Origin of the sequence: Paenibacillus sp. EC2-1, from assembly GCF_049311625.1 — a bacterium.
GTDB lineage: Bacteria > Bacillota > Bacilli > Paenibacillales > Paenibacillaceae > Paenibacillus_AQ.
Map to the genome: position 1 here is coordinate 4432203 of NZ_CP186006.1, position 18967 is coordinate 4451169.

General features: G+C 43.4%; 15 protein-coding genes and 1 riboswitch. All 15 genes read right to left on the reverse strand.

Annotated features, from left to right (window positions below):
- Positions 1 to 5: 5 nt before the first annotated feature.
- Positions 6 to 932: a prenyltransferase gene (locus tag ACK8P5_RS20720; protein ID WP_422658135.1), complete on the reverse strand. Its 927-nt coding sequence runs from the start codon at positions 930 to 932 to the stop codon at positions 6 to 8.
- 136 nt (positions 933 to 1068) lie between these two features.
- Positions 1069 to 2046: a LacI family DNA-binding transcriptional regulator gene (locus ACK8P5_RS20725; RefSeq protein WP_422658136.1), complete on the reverse strand. Its 978-nt coding sequence runs from the start codon at positions 2044 to 2046 to the stop codon at positions 1069 to 1071.
- 326 nt (positions 2047 to 2372) lie between these two features.
- Positions 2373 to 6824 carry a collagen binding domain-containing protein gene (locus tag ACK8P5_RS20730; RefSeq protein WP_422658137.1) on the reverse strand — a complete coding sequence of 1484 codons (4452 nt, stop codon included), beginning with the start codon at positions 6822 to 6824 and terminating at the stop codon, positions 2373 to 2375.
- A 230-nt stretch (positions 6825 to 7054) separates the two neighbouring features.
- Positions 7055 to 7720, reverse strand: coding sequence for a class D sortase (locus tag ACK8P5_RS20735; RefSeq protein ID WP_422658138.1), 666 nt, complete (start codon positions 7718 to 7720; stop codon positions 7055 to 7057).
- A gap of 19 nt (positions 7721 to 7739) precedes the next feature.
- The gene (locus ACK8P5_RS20740) at positions 7740 to 8921 is read right to left on the reverse strand and encodes a response regulator (RefSeq protein WP_422658139.1); all 1182 of its coding nucleotides are present in this window, start codon (positions 8919 to 8921) and stop codon (positions 7740 to 7742) included.
- 267 nt (positions 8922 to 9188) lie between these two features.
- The gene (gene cobS, locus ACK8P5_RS20745) at positions 9189 to 9998 is read right to left on the reverse strand and encodes an adenosylcobinamide-GDP ribazoletransferase (RefSeq protein WP_422658140.1); all 810 of its coding nucleotides are present in this window, start codon (positions 9996 to 9998) and stop codon (positions 9189 to 9191) included.
- A complete protein-coding gene (gene cobU / locus ACK8P5_RS20750) occupies positions 9995 to 10567 on the reverse strand; it encodes a bifunctional adenosylcobinamide kinase/adenosylcobinamide-phosphate guanylyltransferase (RefSeq protein ID WP_422658141.1) in 573 nt (190 codons plus the stop codon). The genes cobS and cobU overlap by 4 nt, the downstream gene beginning before the upstream one ends.
- Complete coding sequence (gene cobT, locus ACK8P5_RS20755) at positions 10564 to 11634, reverse strand: nicotinate-nucleotide--dimethylbenzimidazole phosphoribosyltransferase (RefSeq protein ID WP_422658142.1); 1071 nt, start codon at positions 11632 to 11634, stop codon at positions 10564 to 10566. The genes cobU and cobT overlap by 4 nt, the downstream gene beginning before the upstream one ends.
- A 72-nt stretch (positions 11635 to 11706) precedes the next feature.
- Positions 11707 to 12708, reverse strand: coding sequence for an ABC transporter substrate-binding protein (locus ACK8P5_RS20760; protein WP_422658143.1), 1002 nt, complete (start codon positions 12706 to 12708; stop codon positions 11707 to 11709).
- Between the two features lie 244 nt (positions 12709 to 12952).
- A riboswitch (cobalamin riboswitch) is annotated at positions 12953 to 13163 on the reverse strand.
- Positions 13164 to 13246: 83 nt separating this feature from the next.
- Positions 13247 to 13840, reverse strand: a complete 594-nt coding sequence (locus tag ACK8P5_RS20765; RefSeq protein WP_422658144.1) for a histidine phosphatase family protein — start codon at positions 13838 to 13840, stop codon at positions 13247 to 13249.
- On the reverse strand, positions 13831 to 14808 hold the full coding sequence (cbiB, locus tag ACK8P5_RS20770) for an adenosylcobinamide-phosphate synthase CbiB (RefSeq protein WP_422658145.1): 978 nt from the start codon (positions 14806 to 14808) through the stop codon (positions 13831 to 13833). The genes ACK8P5_RS20765 and cbiB overlap by 10 nt, the downstream gene beginning before the upstream one ends.
- Positions 14805 to 15527, reverse strand: a complete 723-nt coding sequence (locus ACK8P5_RS20775; RefSeq protein WP_422658146.1) for an adenosylcobinamide amidohydrolase — start codon at positions 15525 to 15527, stop codon at positions 14805 to 14807. Before ACK8P5_RS20775 ends, cbiB begins: the two co-directional genes overlap by 4 nt.
- A gap of 16 nt (positions 15528 to 15543) precedes the next feature.
- Positions 15544 to 16635: a threonine-phosphate decarboxylase CobD gene (gene cobD, locus ACK8P5_RS20780; protein ID WP_422658147.1), complete on the reverse strand. Its 1092-nt coding sequence runs from the start codon at positions 16633 to 16635 to the stop codon at positions 15544 to 15546.
- Between the two features lie 189 nt (positions 16636 to 16824).
- Complete coding sequence (locus tag ACK8P5_RS20785; RefSeq protein WP_422658148.1) at positions 16825 to 16986, reverse strand: hypothetical protein; 162 nt, start codon at positions 16984 to 16986, stop codon at positions 16825 to 16827.
- 184 nt (positions 16987 to 17170) lie between these two features.
- On the reverse strand, positions 17171 to 18856 hold the full coding sequence (locus tag ACK8P5_RS20790; RefSeq protein WP_422658149.1) for a methyl-accepting chemotaxis protein: 1686 nt from the start codon (positions 18854 to 18856) through the stop codon (positions 17171 to 17173).
- Between the last annotated feature and the right edge of the window lie 111 nt (positions 18857 to 18967).

The following is an 18967-nucleotide window of genomic DNA, read 5'->3' on the forward strand; positions in this document are numbered from 1 at the left end:
CTTTCTTACATAGTTTGAATAATGCCCTGTACGATAAGCGATACAATTAATACACCGCCACAGCGTAAAGCTGTCTTCGTTGACGCGCCCATGAGCGGTAAATAAGCTTCGGAACGATTACTATCTTGCAAACGTCCATACACCATGTATAGAGGAATAACTGTAATAAGCGCCAGAAGCGCATAGGATGGAAGTGCTCCTGCGAACACACAGACAATCAGTGATAAACATGCTAAGAGTAATAGGATGCGCGAGAATCGAAGTGCTCTTTTTTCACCCCATACAACAACAAGTGTATTCTTACCCGCAAGACGGTCAGCCTGCCAATGTAAAAAATGATGGTTAAACAAAATTAACGTGGTCAGCAGCCCTATAGGCAAAGATAGCAGCAAAGCTCGGATATCCATCTGGGAAGTCTGAACATAGTATGCCCCCATAACAGGCAGCACGCCAAAGGATAACAAAATCGCTAGCTCGCTATAGCCTTTACCACGATACCCAAACCGAACTGGCGGAGCAACATAGAAGTAAGCTATTAATCCACCAAGTCCACCGAATACAAATGCCCACCAGCCACTAATTAGACTGAGTATAATCCCACTTAAAGCAGCAATACCGAATAGAGTCCAAGTGATGATCTCGAATTTCTTTAATGACCATTTACCGTTCGTTAAGAATCCGGAATTGGTTGAAATGGCATCGACATTATTCAGTGCCTCATCGTCCGTCCCATTCTTATAATCCCACAGATCATTGACCATATTAGAGAATAAATGAGCCGCTCCTGACCCGATCAAGGTTAAAATAAAAAGAAGCGGATGAAACGCACCTGTCCATACATATGCACCGAGTGCGCCAAGAGCGACGGGGATCAACATGACCGGAATGACCTTCATACGCGAAGCTTTCTTGAATTGTGTCCAAGCATTCATAGGAATTCCCTCCTTTCCGTCATACTAAAGATAACGCCTGCAATAATGATTGCAGACGCGAATTGTGAATCAATGAACTTGCATATTAAGAATATCACACTTGTCGAATTTTGTAATGCATTTCTTCTGGAGAGCATTAGACAGTAGTTCGCTCAATTAATGCAAAATCAACTTCACGCTCCACTGGATTCTGACCCGGCTCTTGAATATGACTGAGGAGGATTCGGAACGCCTCTGCTCCCATATCGCTAAGACGATTATCAATCGTTGTTAAACCAAGCAATTCGCTGATAGGTTGGTTATCAAAACCGATAATCGCCAGTTGTTCCGGCACTGCAATACCAAGCTTACCTGCTTCCCACAGTAATCCTGCAGCAGCATGATCTCCCGTAACAAGCATTGCGCTTGGACGAAAGGGCATCTCGGCAATTCGCTTCATAATTGTAGCCCCGTCCTCCATGTTCACACATCCATCCATAATCCATTCATGGCGAAATGGTTCTCCGAGTTCATCAAGTACCTGACGATAAGCATCCATACGGGCCCTCGTACTTGGACTATCCATACGTCCTACGGTAAAGCCGATATTGCGGTGTCCTTTCGCTATAAGGCACTCCATCGCAGCTCTAAATGCACGAGATTGATCTATGTAAATCGATGAAAAATCCCGATTTCCTGCTTGTTGGCAACATACAATCGGACCGTATCCGCAGTATTCTTCAATATGTTCTTCAGGCAGTGCCTTAGATAAAATAATAATTCCATCAATCTCTCGGTTACGCAGCATTTCCAAAACCTCACGTTCTTTATCTGCCTCATAACCCGTCTGACATAAGATCAACCTATAATGATGCTTGAGTGCTTCCCCGCCAATACCTTCCATCAACAGTGAGAAATAAGCATGGTTAATATAGGGTAGCATAATCGCTATACTCTTTGTTTTCCCTGTAATCAGATGTACCGCATTCATATTTCGGGCATATTTCAATTGATCTATTGTCTCAAGAACTCGGGTTCTTTTCTCCTCACTTACATAAGGATGATCGTTCAGCACACGAGATACTGTAGAGACCGAAACGCCAGCCAACTTGGCTATCTCCTTAATGTTCGCCATATCCATATGCCTCCCTCTGCTTATAAAGCCTTAGCTAGAATAGTAGCATGTTTCGAGATGGGATTCATCTTGAGCATGGTTTAGACAGTTCCTTATTGAAAAAGAGCTTGCTCTGGTATGCTTTTCATACTATACAATGGTTTCTGAAGGGCTGAGCCAAGGCTGGCGTGACCGTTAAGGGCGTGACAGGGTGTTCAGCTTTTTTATGTAATCATGTGGAGGAGAGCGAATCAATTACGACGATTTCGTTCAAGTTCTCTTCAAAAGGAAAAAGAAGCTTGCTGTATGTTCAGCAAGCTTCTATATCTTATATAAAGTACATTTGATTATTGTTTACGGAACATCGGTTTCTTCCGCAGGATCATCAGTGCCAACCCAAGCATAATAAATCCAAAACCAACCAACTGGAAAGGTAAATGACTATCTTCGCCTGTCTTAGGGAGCCTGTCACCTGTTGGATTTTGAGCATTGTTTCCATTCGGTGATTGACCCTGGTTGCCATCTACTGACCCAGAACCTCCATTGGGCGTTCCACCCGTATGATCATTTCCCGATGGATCACCATGATCACCAGCAGCTGGCGGATTTTCGTTATCCGATGGATCTGATGGATTTAAAGGATTTGAAGGATCAATCGGTTGACTAGGATCAACCGGTTTCCCTGGCTCCCCAGTGTCACCTGGAACTTCGGGTTCAACGGGATCTACTGGCTGTTCCGGATCAGGATCTACCGGTTCCCCTGGATTCGGAGTAACAGGTGGGAACGGAGTAGTCTCACCACCACCGCCTCCACCGCCATTGGAGTGAATATAAATATTCTCTATAGTCACGAGCGTTTCTTCTCCAATGACTATTTGAATCTCTGTTAGCTTATCCTTCAAAAGGTAGCCATATGGTGCACGAGTCTCCTCAATATAGTACTTACCTGGTCTAAGATCTGGAATTCGCAATTCACCATTCATGTCTGTAGTCAGCTCAGCTAGTTCCTTGCCATCGATATCCATCACCGGAGCTTTGTTCGCATCCAGAACTCGGAACTGCGCTCCAGGTAACTTCACATTAGGCCGACCTTGTTCGATCTTGGTTATCTTCGCTGAGCCTGTCTTCATGGAGTTCTTAAATGTGATCGATTGTTTACTATCATCATTGATTTCGAAGGCCAGTGGAATTTCGTTTAGTACATAATCATCTGGAGCCTTAAGTTCTACGAATTGATAGCTGCCTGCTTTGAGCTGATCGACAAACAACTTTCCATCTTGATCCGTCGTAAGTCCGGTCTTCACAACATTGTCTGCTGCATCCCGAAGTTCGAATTCAGCACCTTCAAGTACATCTCCTGTAACTGCATCAACTTTCAACAATTCAACGGAGCCGATGTAAATCTCATTGGATACGATTAGTTGTTTAGGTGCAGTTTGATTCGCATCTACAGTGAATGGAATAGCTGTTCCATTCAGCTTGTAGCCTTTTGGCGCCTTCGTCTCAACGAACTGATAGCTGCCTGGCTTCAAATTAGTGATTTGGATCTTGCCGTCCGTGCCAGTCGTGTATTCTGCTTGCTGAGGTACGTCAACGAATTCAGTTCCATTATGGATCTGAAGTTTAAAGATTGCCCCCTCTAGTACACGGTTCTGGTCGTCCTGATCCACTTTCGTTAATTCCACATCCCAATTGCCTTTTACATTAGTTACAGTAAAATCTGTCGCATCCGCCTTAAACGGCAGTATCTTGCCTGTTTTGTACTCTGGTGCGATCAAGTAACCTGCTGGAGCTTGTAGTTCTTTGAGCATGTAGTCTTTATACTTGTAGCCCTTAAATTCGGCTACACCATTCTCATCAGTAACTAATTCTTCGAGCAGATTAACTCCAGTTTTGTCATAGAGTCCGAAGCGTGCTCCTGGAAGCGGTGTCTTGCTATCGGCAGCATCAACCTTAAGTACTTTCAGATTGCCTTTACCTGGGGAATTCGCTCCTCCACCAGCTCCAGAGAACTTCACTTCGATTTGACTATTTTGATTCTCATCTACTGTTCCAGAAGACTGTCCTGCAAAACTTACTTGGTTACTAATATTCTCTCCATCATCTGCATTAATGAATGATTGATACTCTAACAAGAACGAACTTTCGATTTCATTAACAAATACAAGTGTAAATGTATTTCCCTGAACATCCAAAGTATATAAAGACGGGTCTACCAAACCGCCCTTTCTGAAATTCCCTTGTGCATCAACGATATTGTTGTACAGCTTAAAGGAATCCTTAACGAGAATTTGGTTCGCTGACAATTCGTCTTTTAGTACAGCCCCTTTATCAATATGCGACAAGCTGCGGTTAATGTTTACTTCCCAATATGCAAAGTCTGCGTCTTCACCTGTTCCTTGCTTCCCTTTTTTAATGACGTACTCTCCAGGGAATTCCGGATTCACTTTAGCCGATTTTTGGAAGATGAAACCATTCGGTCCTTTTGCGTCATGTAATGTCGCTTCATTACTATAATCCTTAATTACACGGAGACCTTTAAGACTTGTCTTGTAGGTAATTCGATAAGCCGAATCGATCTCACCCAGCTTTAATTCAAAACCATCTTTATCATTCTCTTTCTTGGTTTCAAAGGTGTATCCTTCGAATGCTTCTCCAGACTCTACTCCATCTGAGCCCCCTGTAAGCTTCAACTTATGTACGGTCAATGAGCCATCTACAAATTTCTGTCCACTGGTATAGAAGTCACGAACCACTGCTTCTTTAATCTTATGAAGGTTGTAGTTAACATCGATCGTCCAGGTAATCTCCTTGGTAATGGCATTGTACTCACCTGTCTTACGACCATTATCTTTCGTGTAAGTATCCGGATCAACTTCTCCGGATTTAGTGATGGATGGTTGCTGAGTACTATTCTCTTCCCAATTCAGTACAGCCTGATTACGATAAGGGTTAGGGTTAACCATTGTAGGATCAAAAGATGTCTTGTAGGTAATATCATGGCCAACCGACGTAGGGTTCTTAAACGAAAGGGTGAACCCTTTGTCATAGGTTGGGTCTGGTTTTACAGTATAATCTCCTGTTCCGTCCCCATGATCTAGTGTAAGCCCACTGACATTCAATGAATCTGGAATGAACATCAGACCTTGACCAGCAAAGCTATCTTTAATCACGATCTTATCCATCGTCTTGTTGTCTTTGTTCAGACTAATCTTCCATTCAATCGTCTTCGCTGCGTAATCAACTTGACCTGCACGCTTCGCGAAGATAACCTGACCAATGTTACGATCTGCTTCTATGCTCGTACCATTCTCAAGCTCCACTTTATTCTTCACGGGCACTTTATCATCATGTACGCGATTAATTGCAGAGGTCTTATAAATGATTTCATATGCTTTGCTAATATCATTCTGGAATTGAAGTGTAAATCCGTCCGTTGCCGTATTATCTATAATATAATCCGTTCCCTTTACGAGTGCTGATCCTGTTGTTGTCGCTTTCCCATTATCATCAATCGTCATCTCGTAAACTTGGAACGAATCCTCAGCAAGCTGTTGATGTTTTTTATCAAAACTATCCTTGATCCACGCTTTCGCCTGTGGGATTACTTGCTCATTATAATTGTACTGAATTGCCCAGGTGATCGTCTGTGTAGATGATTCGTAATTTGTGGATTTCTTGTCAAGCGGCTTACTAAATTTCACGGCTACACGATCCGAACCGACCTGGCTGATCGAAGGATCTCCGGTAAGCTTTGCATTATTCGTATACGTGACATCTGCTGTTGAAGTAATGAATGTTGTATACTTCACTCGATAAGCACTGTTGATGTTATATGTATTATCAGTATTGGGGAACTTTAGTTCGAATACGTTGTTTTCCACCTTTGACTCCAGCTCGGCAGTAGACAACTTCGCTCCCTGCTTTACACTTCCGTCCAACTGAACCTCAAGAGGATACACCTCAATCGAACTCATATCGATAGATAGTCCTGCTGGAAGCACATCGGTAAAGACAGCATTCTCAATCTTATGCTCACCTTTGTTCATATCAACAACCCAATGGATCTCGCTTGGATTCATTCCTTTATTAGCTGTCCCGCTCTTATTAAATTCTTTATCCGATTTACTTTTAAAATGGACTGGAATCGTAATGTCAGCACCTTCGTTAAACTTAAAAATAACATCTTGATGTGTTCCTCCGGAGAATTTACTTTCATCAAATTCTCTCCACACAAAAAAGTATCCTGACAATTGTTCTTGATTGTTAATTTCCTCACTGAAGGTTAATGTAACCTGTCCAGAAGGAGTTACTTCAAATGTTCCTATACCATCCTCCAGATTACCCTGTATGACACGGTCTACCTTGAATTTATCTGGAAGTTGGAAGGTGTATGTAGAACCAGCACTATACCCGTGATTTTCAGGAAGCATCCACTCGAAGTCAATCTGTACACGGGAGCCCTGATCTGGTCGTACCGTATTAATTGGATTTCCATCCTTATCTTTCATTGTTACGGACGTAATCAATTTCTCTGTGATCACTCCTGTGTTCAGTTGCAAACTGGATTGATCTTCACCCGATTCATCAACGGATTCTTCGATTGTTTCATCCGCAATGATTTCATTCGTGCTACTATCCTCCGGATTGCTATCGTTCGTGGTATTCTCTCCCGCTTCTTCTGAAGCATCCTCATCCACAATCTGATCCATAGCAACCCCACTCTCTTCACTCGTAACCGGTTGATCCAATTCATCAGCAGCTATAGCGAATGAAGACGGGATGAATAAATTAATCATGAGAGCTAGGATTAAAAAAACGGACATCGACCTTCTAATTTTCTGCACTGCCACGATTCACCTCGTATTTCAAATAATAGTTTGTTACTGGCTTTATCTAGTTGTAGTCGAAGCGACGTAAATCGCTTCCCCTCGATGTTCGCCTAACCATTCAATATTCTACAAAATGATGTTGAATATTTTCTGAATCTGTCGAAACATGATGAAACAACAAAAAAAAGCACCGTTCTCTAATGAGACGATGCTAAGGATGGCTCCATTATTTTTCCTTTCACGATGATTCGATGTGTTGGATTGACCATAGGATGACAAGTAATTAACGTTATTTCCTTATCTACTCCGTTCGGATCCAGCACCTGCACTTCTTCTGGCTTTACATATGACTTCTCTGTCACTGTATATTCAAAAATTTCTGTCCCATTATCCACTTGAATCTTATCGCCAATTACGATTTCATCAAGCCGATTAAAGTTTCTTCCATATGTACGATTACGATGTCCAGCCACGGCATAGTTCCCAACTTCTCCGACCTTTCCCGTATTCTCAACACTTGCCACAGTTGTATTCAGATGACTAACGGTTGCACCGTGAAGTACAGGCTGCATGAAGTCGATCTTATCAATCATTAATAATCCTTCTGCTGTTGGATATTCACTTAATTTTGAATCTTCATTACGAGTAGAAGCTACATCCTCCTCACTTGTCGATGTTTTCCCTTCACTCGTCTTGTTCTCCTCTATGGCATCTTCACCATTGTTAATATTGTAAATACTATTCTGCCATTCCTTTACGATCTGCTCCTGTTGTTTATCATGATACTTCTCTGCTATCGTCGGATAGAAAAGAATACCTATGCCAGTGAGAATAAAGAGCAGAGCAAATATCTTTATCTTCATCTACATTCAACCTGTCCTTTTAATGAATTTGTTGCAAGGAACCACTCCACTGCTCATACCAATTCGTGATTTCGCTACTAGGAGGGAGATCAAAATCCTCTTTAAATTTATTCAATAGAAGCCGGTACTGCTTCTGAACCTCAACTTGATAATTCAACATAGCATATATTTTCATTAATCCAAAGTATCCTTCTTCTATATCAGGTATCTTCTCTTTTACTTCTTGATATAGAAGAATGGCTTCTGTGTATTGGCGCTGTATTAGGTAATAATCAGCAATACGCTTCACATGATCCAGCCAGAGCAGACGAATCCTTTCTTGCTCGCACACTGCCCAGGTATAGAGGTGCTCTTCCAAAAAATCTCCAGTGTAGCGCGCTTTTATGGCTAAATGAGTATCAAGTGTGCTTGAAGTAACCTCCCCGGCCTGGCGAAGATCATTCTCCCAATCATCCACATCCAGATTTACAGCTCCCCACACCATTCGGTAGCCCTCATCCTTATATTTTATCTCCAAATCAAGTTCTGCAGCCTGAATCACTTTTCGAATCTGATAGATTGCAGTATATAGCTGAGCAGTTGCTCTTTCCACATCATATCCTGGCCACAGTAAATCTATTAATAATTGTTTGTTAATTGTTTTGTCACGATAATATACTAGATACGAAAACAATTCCGGTGCCTTTAATGTCTTCCAAGAGAAGAACCGCTCATGTCCATCAAGATCGATGTAGTGCAAGTTCTGTAAACAGCAAAGTGTAGCACGGACCGAAGAACTAGAGCTCGCGGTACTCTTCATCATCGTTGTGTCAACGGCGCGTTTCAACGTTGTTGCTAGACGCGAGGCACGTACTGGCTTCATTAGATAATCAAGTGCATTCATCTCAAAAGCCTTAATCGCATATTCCTGATAGGAAGTTACAAAAATAATACGAATTTCCGGTTGGATCTGTTGCAGCTTCTCAGCCAGTTCAAATCCATCAATATTCGGCATCTGCATATCCAAAAAAGCCAAATCTACCGTTTCACGAGAAATAAACGCTATAGCTTCGTTTGGGTCATGAAATGCGCCCGAAAGCATAATCTTAATTTCATCTCCATATTGGTCTGCTGTCAATAGCTTCTCCATCTTTTTAAGAGTAAGCCTTTCATCATCTACAACGATCGCCCTTAAGAACATCGCTTCCAGTTCAACCCCCAATTCGTGTCTACTCTCCTTATTCTATTTCATTTACAGACTAGACATCAAAAAAAGTGTATCCATACTACTTAATCATACGCTACTGAATATTTTTTGAATAGGGCAGTCATCGTTTTGCCACTTGAGAGAGACGCTACGCTAAAATGATTCTTTCGTATGTCTCCCAACAGCAAGTAAGCCGCCCAAGGTTTGAACCCTTGAGCGGCCTTTTCACAACAATAATCCCTATTATATTTTTACAATCTAATAAGGGACAATGCTATTAGATCATACATGTTTATACAACAGCACGAGTATGAGCAAACCTATCACTTCAAGGAATTCATTAAGAGCCCCGTATGTGTCGCCCGTTAGCCCGCCTAATGCAAGATGCAGCTTCCGAGCGAGCCATGTTCCAGCAGCCACCACGCCCAGTGGAAGCACAATACATCCAAGAATCGATAGCATCATCGAATGGTTGTCCATTTCGATCATTGGAGCGATTAATGCGAATATGCCTGACAACACTATGGCGATGAACAGTGTTGCCCGCTGCTGACTTTTGTCTATATCTTTAAACTGTCCTGCTAGGCCACCTTTACCACGAGCTAATGGCCACGCTGACATTGCATGAACCATGAACCATCGGCTCCAAATCAAGGGAAGAATAAATAACCCCGAATATTGTGTGCCGCCATTAAATAAGGAGTAGATTAATGAGAGCTTTAACATTAACAGCAGCACGCAGGCAATCACACCCATAGCCCCAACGCGGCTATCTTTCATGATGTCTAGCATCTGCTCACGAGATCGATAGCTAAGGATACCATCTGCCGTATCCATCCAACCATCCAGATGAAGTCCACCTGTGAGCCATACCCATAAGATGAGGGTCAATACTGCAGCAGGCATTGTAGGTAATAAATACGATAGTCCTGCACCCGCACCCCATACAACAAGGCCAATAGCAGCACCTACCAAAGGATAGAACTTCACACTTTGGCGAAAAAGTGCTGGTGTATAATCCAGATTAGCTCTTACTGGAAAGCGTGATAGAAATTGAAAAGCGGCCGCAGCCGCTTGACTCCATCTCGTCATAATCTATACTCCCTACTCTTCAGCTCTATAGGTATACCCGCTGTTACCAAGAATACCTGTGCACTACTTCGAGATATAGCCTGATTCATGTAACCCGCTAAATCACGATACAATCGGCCCAAAGGGTATTCTGGTACAATGCCGCTGCCCACTTCATTCGTTACCAGAATTAATTCACCAGGATACTGCTCTGCTTGGTCTATAAGACGAGCAATCTCGGCTTTCACCTTCGCTTGTACATCCTCCTCACGTTCCAATGAGAGTAGAATATTAGACAGCCACAGGGTGAGACAATCCACCAGAACGGTCGGCGCAGAATCTTCTTCACCTTGGCATTCTTCACGCCAATCACTCAGAAGTTTCACAAGCTGAAAAGGCTCTTCTACATTTCGCCAAGCATAGTTCGCTTGACTTCGTTCAAGCTGATGCAGAGCAATACGTTCCCTCATCTCATCATCAAAAGCTTGGGCGGTAGCCACATACACAGCAGACGGGGACTTCGATATACATAGCTTCTCAGCAAAGCTGCTCTTTCCGCTTCTTGCACCGCCTGTCACGAGTGTGATCATGAATCCTTCTCCTTGGTTTCACCTGAGATTCCCGCACTTTCAAAGGTTGCCATCTCACGAACAATCCGGCATGCTGCATCGACAAGATGAAGACATAATACACCGCCGGTCCCTTCCCCGATTCGAAGATCTAATTCAAGTACGGGCCGAAGATTTAACTCTTCCAGAAGACGCCGATGTCCCTGCTCATGGGAAGCATGAGATACAATCATGTAATCTGCCGCTACTGGGCAGATGGCCTTGGCAAGCAATGCTGCTGCACTCGAGATAAATCCATCAATAATTACAGGGCAGCCATGTACTGCTGCGCCAAGAATAACACCAACCAAACCTCCGATTTCAAGACCGCCTACTTTAGACAGTACATCTACCGGATCATTGGGATCAGGGCTATTCACCTCAAGTGCTCTTTCAACTACGGATATCTTATGTTGCAAACGAGAGTCATCAATGCCGGTTCCTCGGCCTACAGCATCCCGAACTGAAATGTCAGAGAGTGCACAGATTACCGCTGAGCTGGCCGTCGTATTTCCAATTCCCATTTCACCTGTAATAAATAATTGTACTCCGCGCTTAACCGCATCTTCTACAACCTTAACACCGACCATAATGGACTGCATTGCTTCATCGTAAGACATTGCAGGACCCTGTGCCATATTCGCGGTACCGTACCGGATTTTATGCGAAAGAAGATCAGAGTGGGACAGCTCACTATTCACCCCAATATCCACACATACTACTTCTGCACCCGCTTGTCTGGCTAGAACGTTAACCGCTGCACCACCCGCGAGAAAGTTATGAATCATTTGAGGTGTAACTTCCTGTGGAAAAGCACTCACACCCTCATCGCAAACACCATGATCGCCTGCCATGATAATAACTTCTCTTCGGTCAAATGAAGGCTTTATGTTCCCCGTTATACCCGCGAGTTGTATCGCCATTGCCTCCAGTTTGCCTAGGCTGCCAGGTGGGACCGTCAGGTTATTAATATGCAGTTTCGCTAATTCCATGGCGGATTGATCCAGCCCGCGAATTTCTCCGATACGTTCCATGACACTTTGTCTCATACATCATTACTCCTTTATTAATTGCGCTTAGATGTAAGCAAGCATCCATTAGATAGTGTCAGCTTACTTCCTTTACTTCTTCATCAGTTCAGGATAAATCGCATTAGCAATTTCCTTAAGACCTTCCGTTACACGTGGTCCTGGACGACTTACTAGGTTATCATCAAGACCATAAATCGCTTCATTCTTCACAGCTGTAATTTGATCCCAACCACTACGTGCTTTAATGATTTGGTCCAAAGTTTCCTTTGTTTCCTCATTCACAACGTTCTTGGAGAACAAGATGACATCCGGATTATCTTTAATGATCTTCTCTTCACTAATTTCATTCCATCCCACCGTATCCGCAGCGACGTTAACACCGCCTGCTAAGGTGATCAGCTCATCCATAAACTCTCCACTACCTACTGTCCAGCCTTGGGAGAACTCGATATATACTTTTTTCTTCTGCTCAGGTGTAAGTGACTTTACAGCTTCCGTTACTTCTTCACGATCCTGCTTGATTTTGTCCACGACTGTCTTAGCTTGTTCTTGATGATCTGTGATCAGACCAAAAGCTTCAATATTAGCAATAACATCATCTACAGTTTTCGGATCTGTCTTGTAAATCGTAATTCCTAGATCACGCAAATGCTGAGCTGCTTCTGCACTCATAGAGATTCCTGTTACTACGAGATCAGGTGAAGCGGCAATAATAGCTTCTTCGTTCGGATTATATAGACCACCCATTTTCGGTTTCGTTGTAGCCGCTTCTGGATAATCATCGAAATCCGATACACCAATAACTTCTTCGTCGAGTCCGATTGCAAACAACGTTTCAGTCTCCGCAGGCGAGATCGATATAATCTTCTTCGGTGCTTCTTTAAATGTAAGGGACTCTCCAGTAGCATCCTTAACGGTTAAAGGGTACTCCGTCTTGAGCGTCGTTCCTTCATCAGCCGGTGGAGTTACTTGTTCTGTTGGTGTAGGGTCCGTTGCTGGTTTCGGCTCCTCATTACTGCCACAAGCCGCGAGCGCTAGTACCATTATGATCGCTAGTGCGCCTGTAGTCCAATTCTTCCATAACTGTTTCATTGTTATTTCTCTCCCCTATCTTCTTTCGAAGTATGTTTGGTGAGATGCATCTTGTAATTTCAATGAACCCTCATTTTACGAAGTCTATGCAACAAAAAAAACCTGATCTTCTCATAATTAAGAAAGAATCAGGGATTACGTCTTAAGGACTTATAGTCAGTTGATGACCATCTGTTCCACAGGCATAGTACCGAGTCATACCACAGTACTTCCACAAGCCAAACGTAATCCTTTCCTCGAAGGACTGTCGTACGCTTATAAGGCAGGTCTCCTGACTCACAGGTAATCGATATTCTCACCTTCCCATTCTACTTAGGCGCAGAACAGTGGTACATCGAGAATATCCCTGTTTCACAGTGGCGGGACCGTGTCGGAATTTCACCAACTTCCCTTTTAACTAGGAACAGAAGCACTTTACTTGGCTCTAATCCTAGACCTTATAAGTTCATATTCATTTAGATACAAGCCTTACCTCTCAACTCATGATTATAGGTTACATATGAGTAGCTTACAACCCTTTGTAACGGATATTGAAGGCTTAACCACGGCTCCCGATCCATGTCTCATCCACATGTTTGAGTTTTAGAATGAGCTGGCTTCCAGGCTCAGCTGTATAATCCCAGAACGATGAACCCGGTATAGTCATCGCTGCAATCTGCCTAATCACGCCTCCATGTGTGACGATAAGTATCCGATTGTTCTCATTATCATTGCCCATATCATGAGCTAGACTATCTAAAAATTCTGCTATTCGTTTCTGAAAATGCTCCCACGATTCACCTCCCGGCGGTGTCACAGACTGAGGATCATCCAACCAATGCCGATACAGGGGTATATGTTTCAACTGATCGTAGGTGAGACCCTCCCACGCTCCGAAATCCATTTCTCGTAACCGCTTATCGAAGACTACCTGTTCGGTTGAAGACGTATACACCTGTTCTAATGTTTCCCGGCATCGCTTTAAGTCACTACAGAATATTTGACGAAATATCATTCCTTCAAGTTCTTCCCTCAATGGTAAAAGCGCAGTCAGCGATTCTTGAAGCAGTCCGATATCGGTGTGACCTAAATAGCGTTTCTCCTTATTCCACTGTGTGGCACCGTGACGAATACATACCAGTTCTAACTCCATAATGCTCCACCTACTAGCCCAAAGATCATTAAACTTAGTAATAAAAATAGTATTGATGCAGTCAACATCAATCGATTGGTTATCAGAATATCATTCTTATTCATTGGACGTGTATACTCGCCCATGTAAGCTCGAAAAGATACGACACCATGATATACATTCTCGCCCCCAAGACGAATTCCTAAAGCTCCAGCTACAGCTGATTCTGGAAATCCACTGTTGGGACTCGGATGAAGACGTGCGTCATGCCTAATCGTTCGGTACGACCGTCTGTAATCAAGGCGGTGCATCCAGCTACTAACAACGAGCAGTAATGCCGTTATTCGTGCTGGAATGAAGTTGGCGATATCATCTAATCGTGCAGAAGCCCAGCCCAAATGGAGATATTTATCATTCTTGTATCCAACCATAGAATCCAGGGTGTTTACTGCACGATAGGCCATAGCAAGCGGAGCTCCTCCGATCAGTGCGTAAAATAGTGGGGATACGATGGCATCTACAATATTTTCCGCGACCGTCTCAACGGTTCCCCGAACGATTTCAGGTTCATCCAAGTGTGCTGTATCCCGTCCAACAATCATACCGAGTGCTTGCCGTGCGGCAGGTAAATCCCCCTGTTTCAGATGGTTAAATACGCCCATTCCTGCATCCCGCAGTCCTTTCGTAGCAATCGTTGTTGCGATCAACACAACCTCGGCTAAAATGGCAAGCCACGGATGAATGAAATACAAGCCCTTAAGTAGCGCCCAAGTAATAAGCAGCGAACCTCCCACAATCATGACTGGGAACAGGATCCCTGCTTTTTTCAGATGGCCTGGTTTAGTGAAGCGACTACGAATCCACTTCTCCAATCGCTTAATTGCATGCCCCATGCCAATCACGGGATGAGGAATCCATCTTGGATCTCCAATGATGAGATCTAACAGGTATGCCGCACAGAGGATGAATACAATGGTCCATTCCATCATGATCGCCTCACTCCCGGAGCCTTGAAGCTTTCCAGTACGGTTCCATACACGGTGCGTCCAATAGCAGCTCCGAGATCTGTAGCTGTTCCGCAGTATCTATGCTCGGCTGGATAAGCATTCGACTGACTAACTCCTAGCACGATTGAATCTGTCGTTGTCCCTGTCGCAATTAGACCATTCTCTGCATCACGTATGCCGAGATCCGAAAGGGCAGCCGTCTTCGCTTCAACAGCCGTAATAATGGCGTTCACCATCGCTGCTTGAGTCATTCTTGCATCAATGACTAACATGATGTTTATCGTTCCAGGCTGATACATCGGGTATGTGGTCCGCGCAGAACCAGCACGTGCACCGTTGGATACTCCAGCTGTCGTACAGCAAAATACGGAAGCATCTTTATCTGTTTCTTCAAGAACAGCTGCATATTCCAAGCGAACGGCTGTCAGTAAGCCTGCCGTTGATTGCAGGGAATAGTCCCATTCATGAAACAGTTGTCTTATATCTTGTTCCGGATTACTACAGTTGTACAATCGATCCACATATATATTAGCGATCCGATCAATCTTCCCCATACCTCCACCGTGTATAGCACTACTAAGACCATCTAGAAGGGTGGGAGCCTGAAGTTGTAAATGACGTTCATGCTTGGTCAAGATTAATCCGGGACAAGCCACAGATCTATATTCCATTTTGTCATTATTCAAAAAAGGTGTTGTCATGATAAAACTCCTATTCTCAACCTACATTCTTGAGTACATGCTCTATTTCGGTTAGAAATATTCGATTAGCTTCCGCATCTTTAACAGCAATTCGAACATGGTTATCTCCAAGTCCTGGATACATCGCGCAGCTTCTAATTAATATACCTCGCCGTCCAAGCTCTTGCTGCATGTCAATTGCCCGCCAAGATTCAGGGAGCTTCACCAACAAGAAATTAGCTTCTCCTGGACTGACCTCACACCCCAGTGCACTTAGCCCTTGGATTAAGCGTACACGTTGCTCCGTAATGAGCTCCATCGTACCCAGTTCAAATTCCTTATCACAATTTAGTGCCGCCTCACCCGCTAACAGTGCTAGACCATTCACACTCCATGTTACCTGCTTTCCAGTCATGAATTTAATGATATCAGGATGGGCTATCGTATAGCCTAATCTCAGACCTGGTATCGCATAAAACTTCGTCATCGACCTTACCAGTATCGTTCGCGGATAGTTATACAGTTCCGTTAATAAAGACGCCTGTTGCTCTTCTGGAATAAAGTCTATGAAAGCTTCATCGATAACAAGATAGGTATGTGATTGTTCAGCCTGTTCAGCTAACAGGCGAAGCTCTTCTAGTCGGTATTGTACGCCGTTTGGATTGTTAGGTTGCCCGAGAAACACCAGATCCACTTGCTGCATAAGCTCCCCAATGTCCTCTACCGTCGCCTTCCAATCCAGTTCTGGTCTACCGCGTACCGATTGTACTTCGATATCAAACTGTTCCGATAGTTGGCGATATTCAGAGAAGCAAGGTTCTACAATGCCCACCGTTTGAGGATACAGTCCCAGAAGAATGAGAGACATACACTCAGCTGCACCATTGCCTACACAAATGTGTTCTTCACGAATTCCCAGTTTATGTCCTAGAATCTGCTTAAATTGACGGTGTCCGGGATCTGGATAACGAATAATTGAGGATAACGCTTGTCCCAATTGCTCAAGCACTTGTTTAGGTGGCCCAAGCGGATTAATATTGGCACTGAAGTCGAGGAATTGGCTCTCTGCTATTCCATATGTCTCTGCTGCCGTTTCTAAATCTCCCCCGTGACCATAACGTTCTAACATACCGATTACGCTCCTGACTTAATGAATTCAATGATGCTATTATCGCGCTGAAGCTTCGAATGCGTCAATGAGAAGTCATAAATGAGCATAGAAAAAAAGCTTCCCTGTTCCTGACTTATAGGAAGCTTAGTTTTATTGTAAACACTTGATTCACTCGCTGAAAGGGTAATCGCAGCATTCCTGATTACTCTATCCACTGCTTACAAATTGGACTACTCCGACCGTAACCAATAACAAAAATATAGCTAATACAATAATAAGCAAGATTTTCAATACATTCATACCATTAGATCGATTCTCAAGCTGCTCTATTCGCTCTTTAAGTTCTTGCACTTCCCTCTCTTGTCCCATGTAATCCTCCTTAGATTCACATTGTTACCTCTTAAGATCCTCCATTTATATGGAGCACACACAGCAAATATACCATATATATCCACGTGTTGGATTCTACTAGTGGTCTCTATCACATGAATTAAGGATATAAAAGAAGCTTCCCAGCTAAAGCTTGTGGGAAGCTTCTAAGTTATGTATGCTACTACAACTTAAATCTACTAATTGTTTCTTGTAACTCAAGAGCCATGCTACTTAGGGACGCTGCTGCTGCGGAAACCTCTTCCATTGAGGCATTTTGCTCTTCGGCGGAGGCTGCAACGTTCTGCGTATTCGCAGCTGACTGCTGCGAGGTATTCGCGATGTCTTCCATCATGCCTACCATACTCTCGGAACTTGTACTCACGCGATCTATGATCTCTGCCACTTCCTGAGATTCTACAGCAATATGTTCTACAGAAAGCGCAATATCACGGAATGTTTCCCCCGTTAGATGTACCCTCCTGATCCCTTCATTGACGACAGAGGCTCCTTCCTTCATTGAGACCACTGCGGTATCAGATATCATCTGAATTTCTTGGATTAACCCCTGAATGTGTTCTGCTGCTTCATTCGAGCTTGAAGCTAGTTTTCTTACCTCTGCTGCGACAACAGCAAAGCCTTTCCCCTGTTCTCCAGCCCTCGCCGCTTCAATACCTGCATTCAGCGACAGTAAATTCGTCTGTTTCGCAATATCTGTAATCAAGTTAACGATTTGACCAATCTCTCTTGATTTTTCCCCCAGCTCATTAATAACTCCGGTTGTCCCGTCTACTGCCTGCTGTAAGACATTCATCTGTTCTACAGTATCCTTCACGACTTGATTTCCAGAATTGGCTTTATCATTAGCTGCTGTTGTTAATTGGGTCATCGATCGAATCGACTTCGCCGCTTGATTCATTTTATTTGAAATTTGACCTGCAGCTTCGGCAGCTTCCATTGAGCTCGAAACTTGCTTCTCTGCTCCTGCTGCCACTTCCTGTATCGCTATATTAATTTGCTCTGTTGCTTTACTTGTCTCCTCAGCGCCAGCAAATAGTTCCTCAGAGGTTGCTGCGACTTGTGACGTATTTAATCCCACATGGCCAATCAAGTCTTGTAAGTTCTTCTTCATCAAATTGAAGGACTGCGCCAGCTTTCCAATCTCATCGCGGTTTTTCACTTTTATATCTTCTTCATTCAATACACCTGATGCAATCGCCTCAGCAGCCTTGGACAACAACCCCATAGGTCTTGATATCATCCTAGAGACGATCACACTAATCACGGTAGCCATGATGAGGGCCGCCACACTTAGACTTATGATCATTCGATTCACCGAATGAACAAGTTTTGAATTCTCTACGCTTCCTTCGTTCATACTTTCGATCTGGGCAGATACCAATTTCTCTGCCATCCCTCGTATTTCCCTCGCCAAAGGTGCTGCCTCTTCTGTTGCTACTCGCATCGCTCCATTAGGGAGGCTATAGATTAAACCCTCCACTTGTGCAACCTTAGTACTAAACTGCTGATTTAACGCGGTTATCTGTTTCATCATTTCAATATGTTCTGGGAGGTGTATCAAATCATTGGTTTCCTTAATGGACTTCTCCATCCCGGAGGTGGCTTCCTTTAAAGATTCATAAGCCCCTTCTTCCTTCAGTAACATGGCGCGTAGAAAACTAATTTCCTGAGATGCGGAGTTTTGTATATCCTTAGCATAAGACAAAATAAGTGCTCTTCGATTAAGCAAGTCAGAGTAGGAGGAATCAAGCCTATCAATTTGAGAATAAGTGATGTAGCTAACGATCCCTAGTAATAAGGAAATACATAAAAACCCCGCTCCTATTTTTTTGCCCACTGAATTAATCATGCTGTCCACTCTCCTGAGATGAAATCAATATTGTAGTAATCCTTAAATAATATCGACATTTCATCTTACAAATTTTAGGTCTTCTTATAGACACTTCAAAATACACTTTAT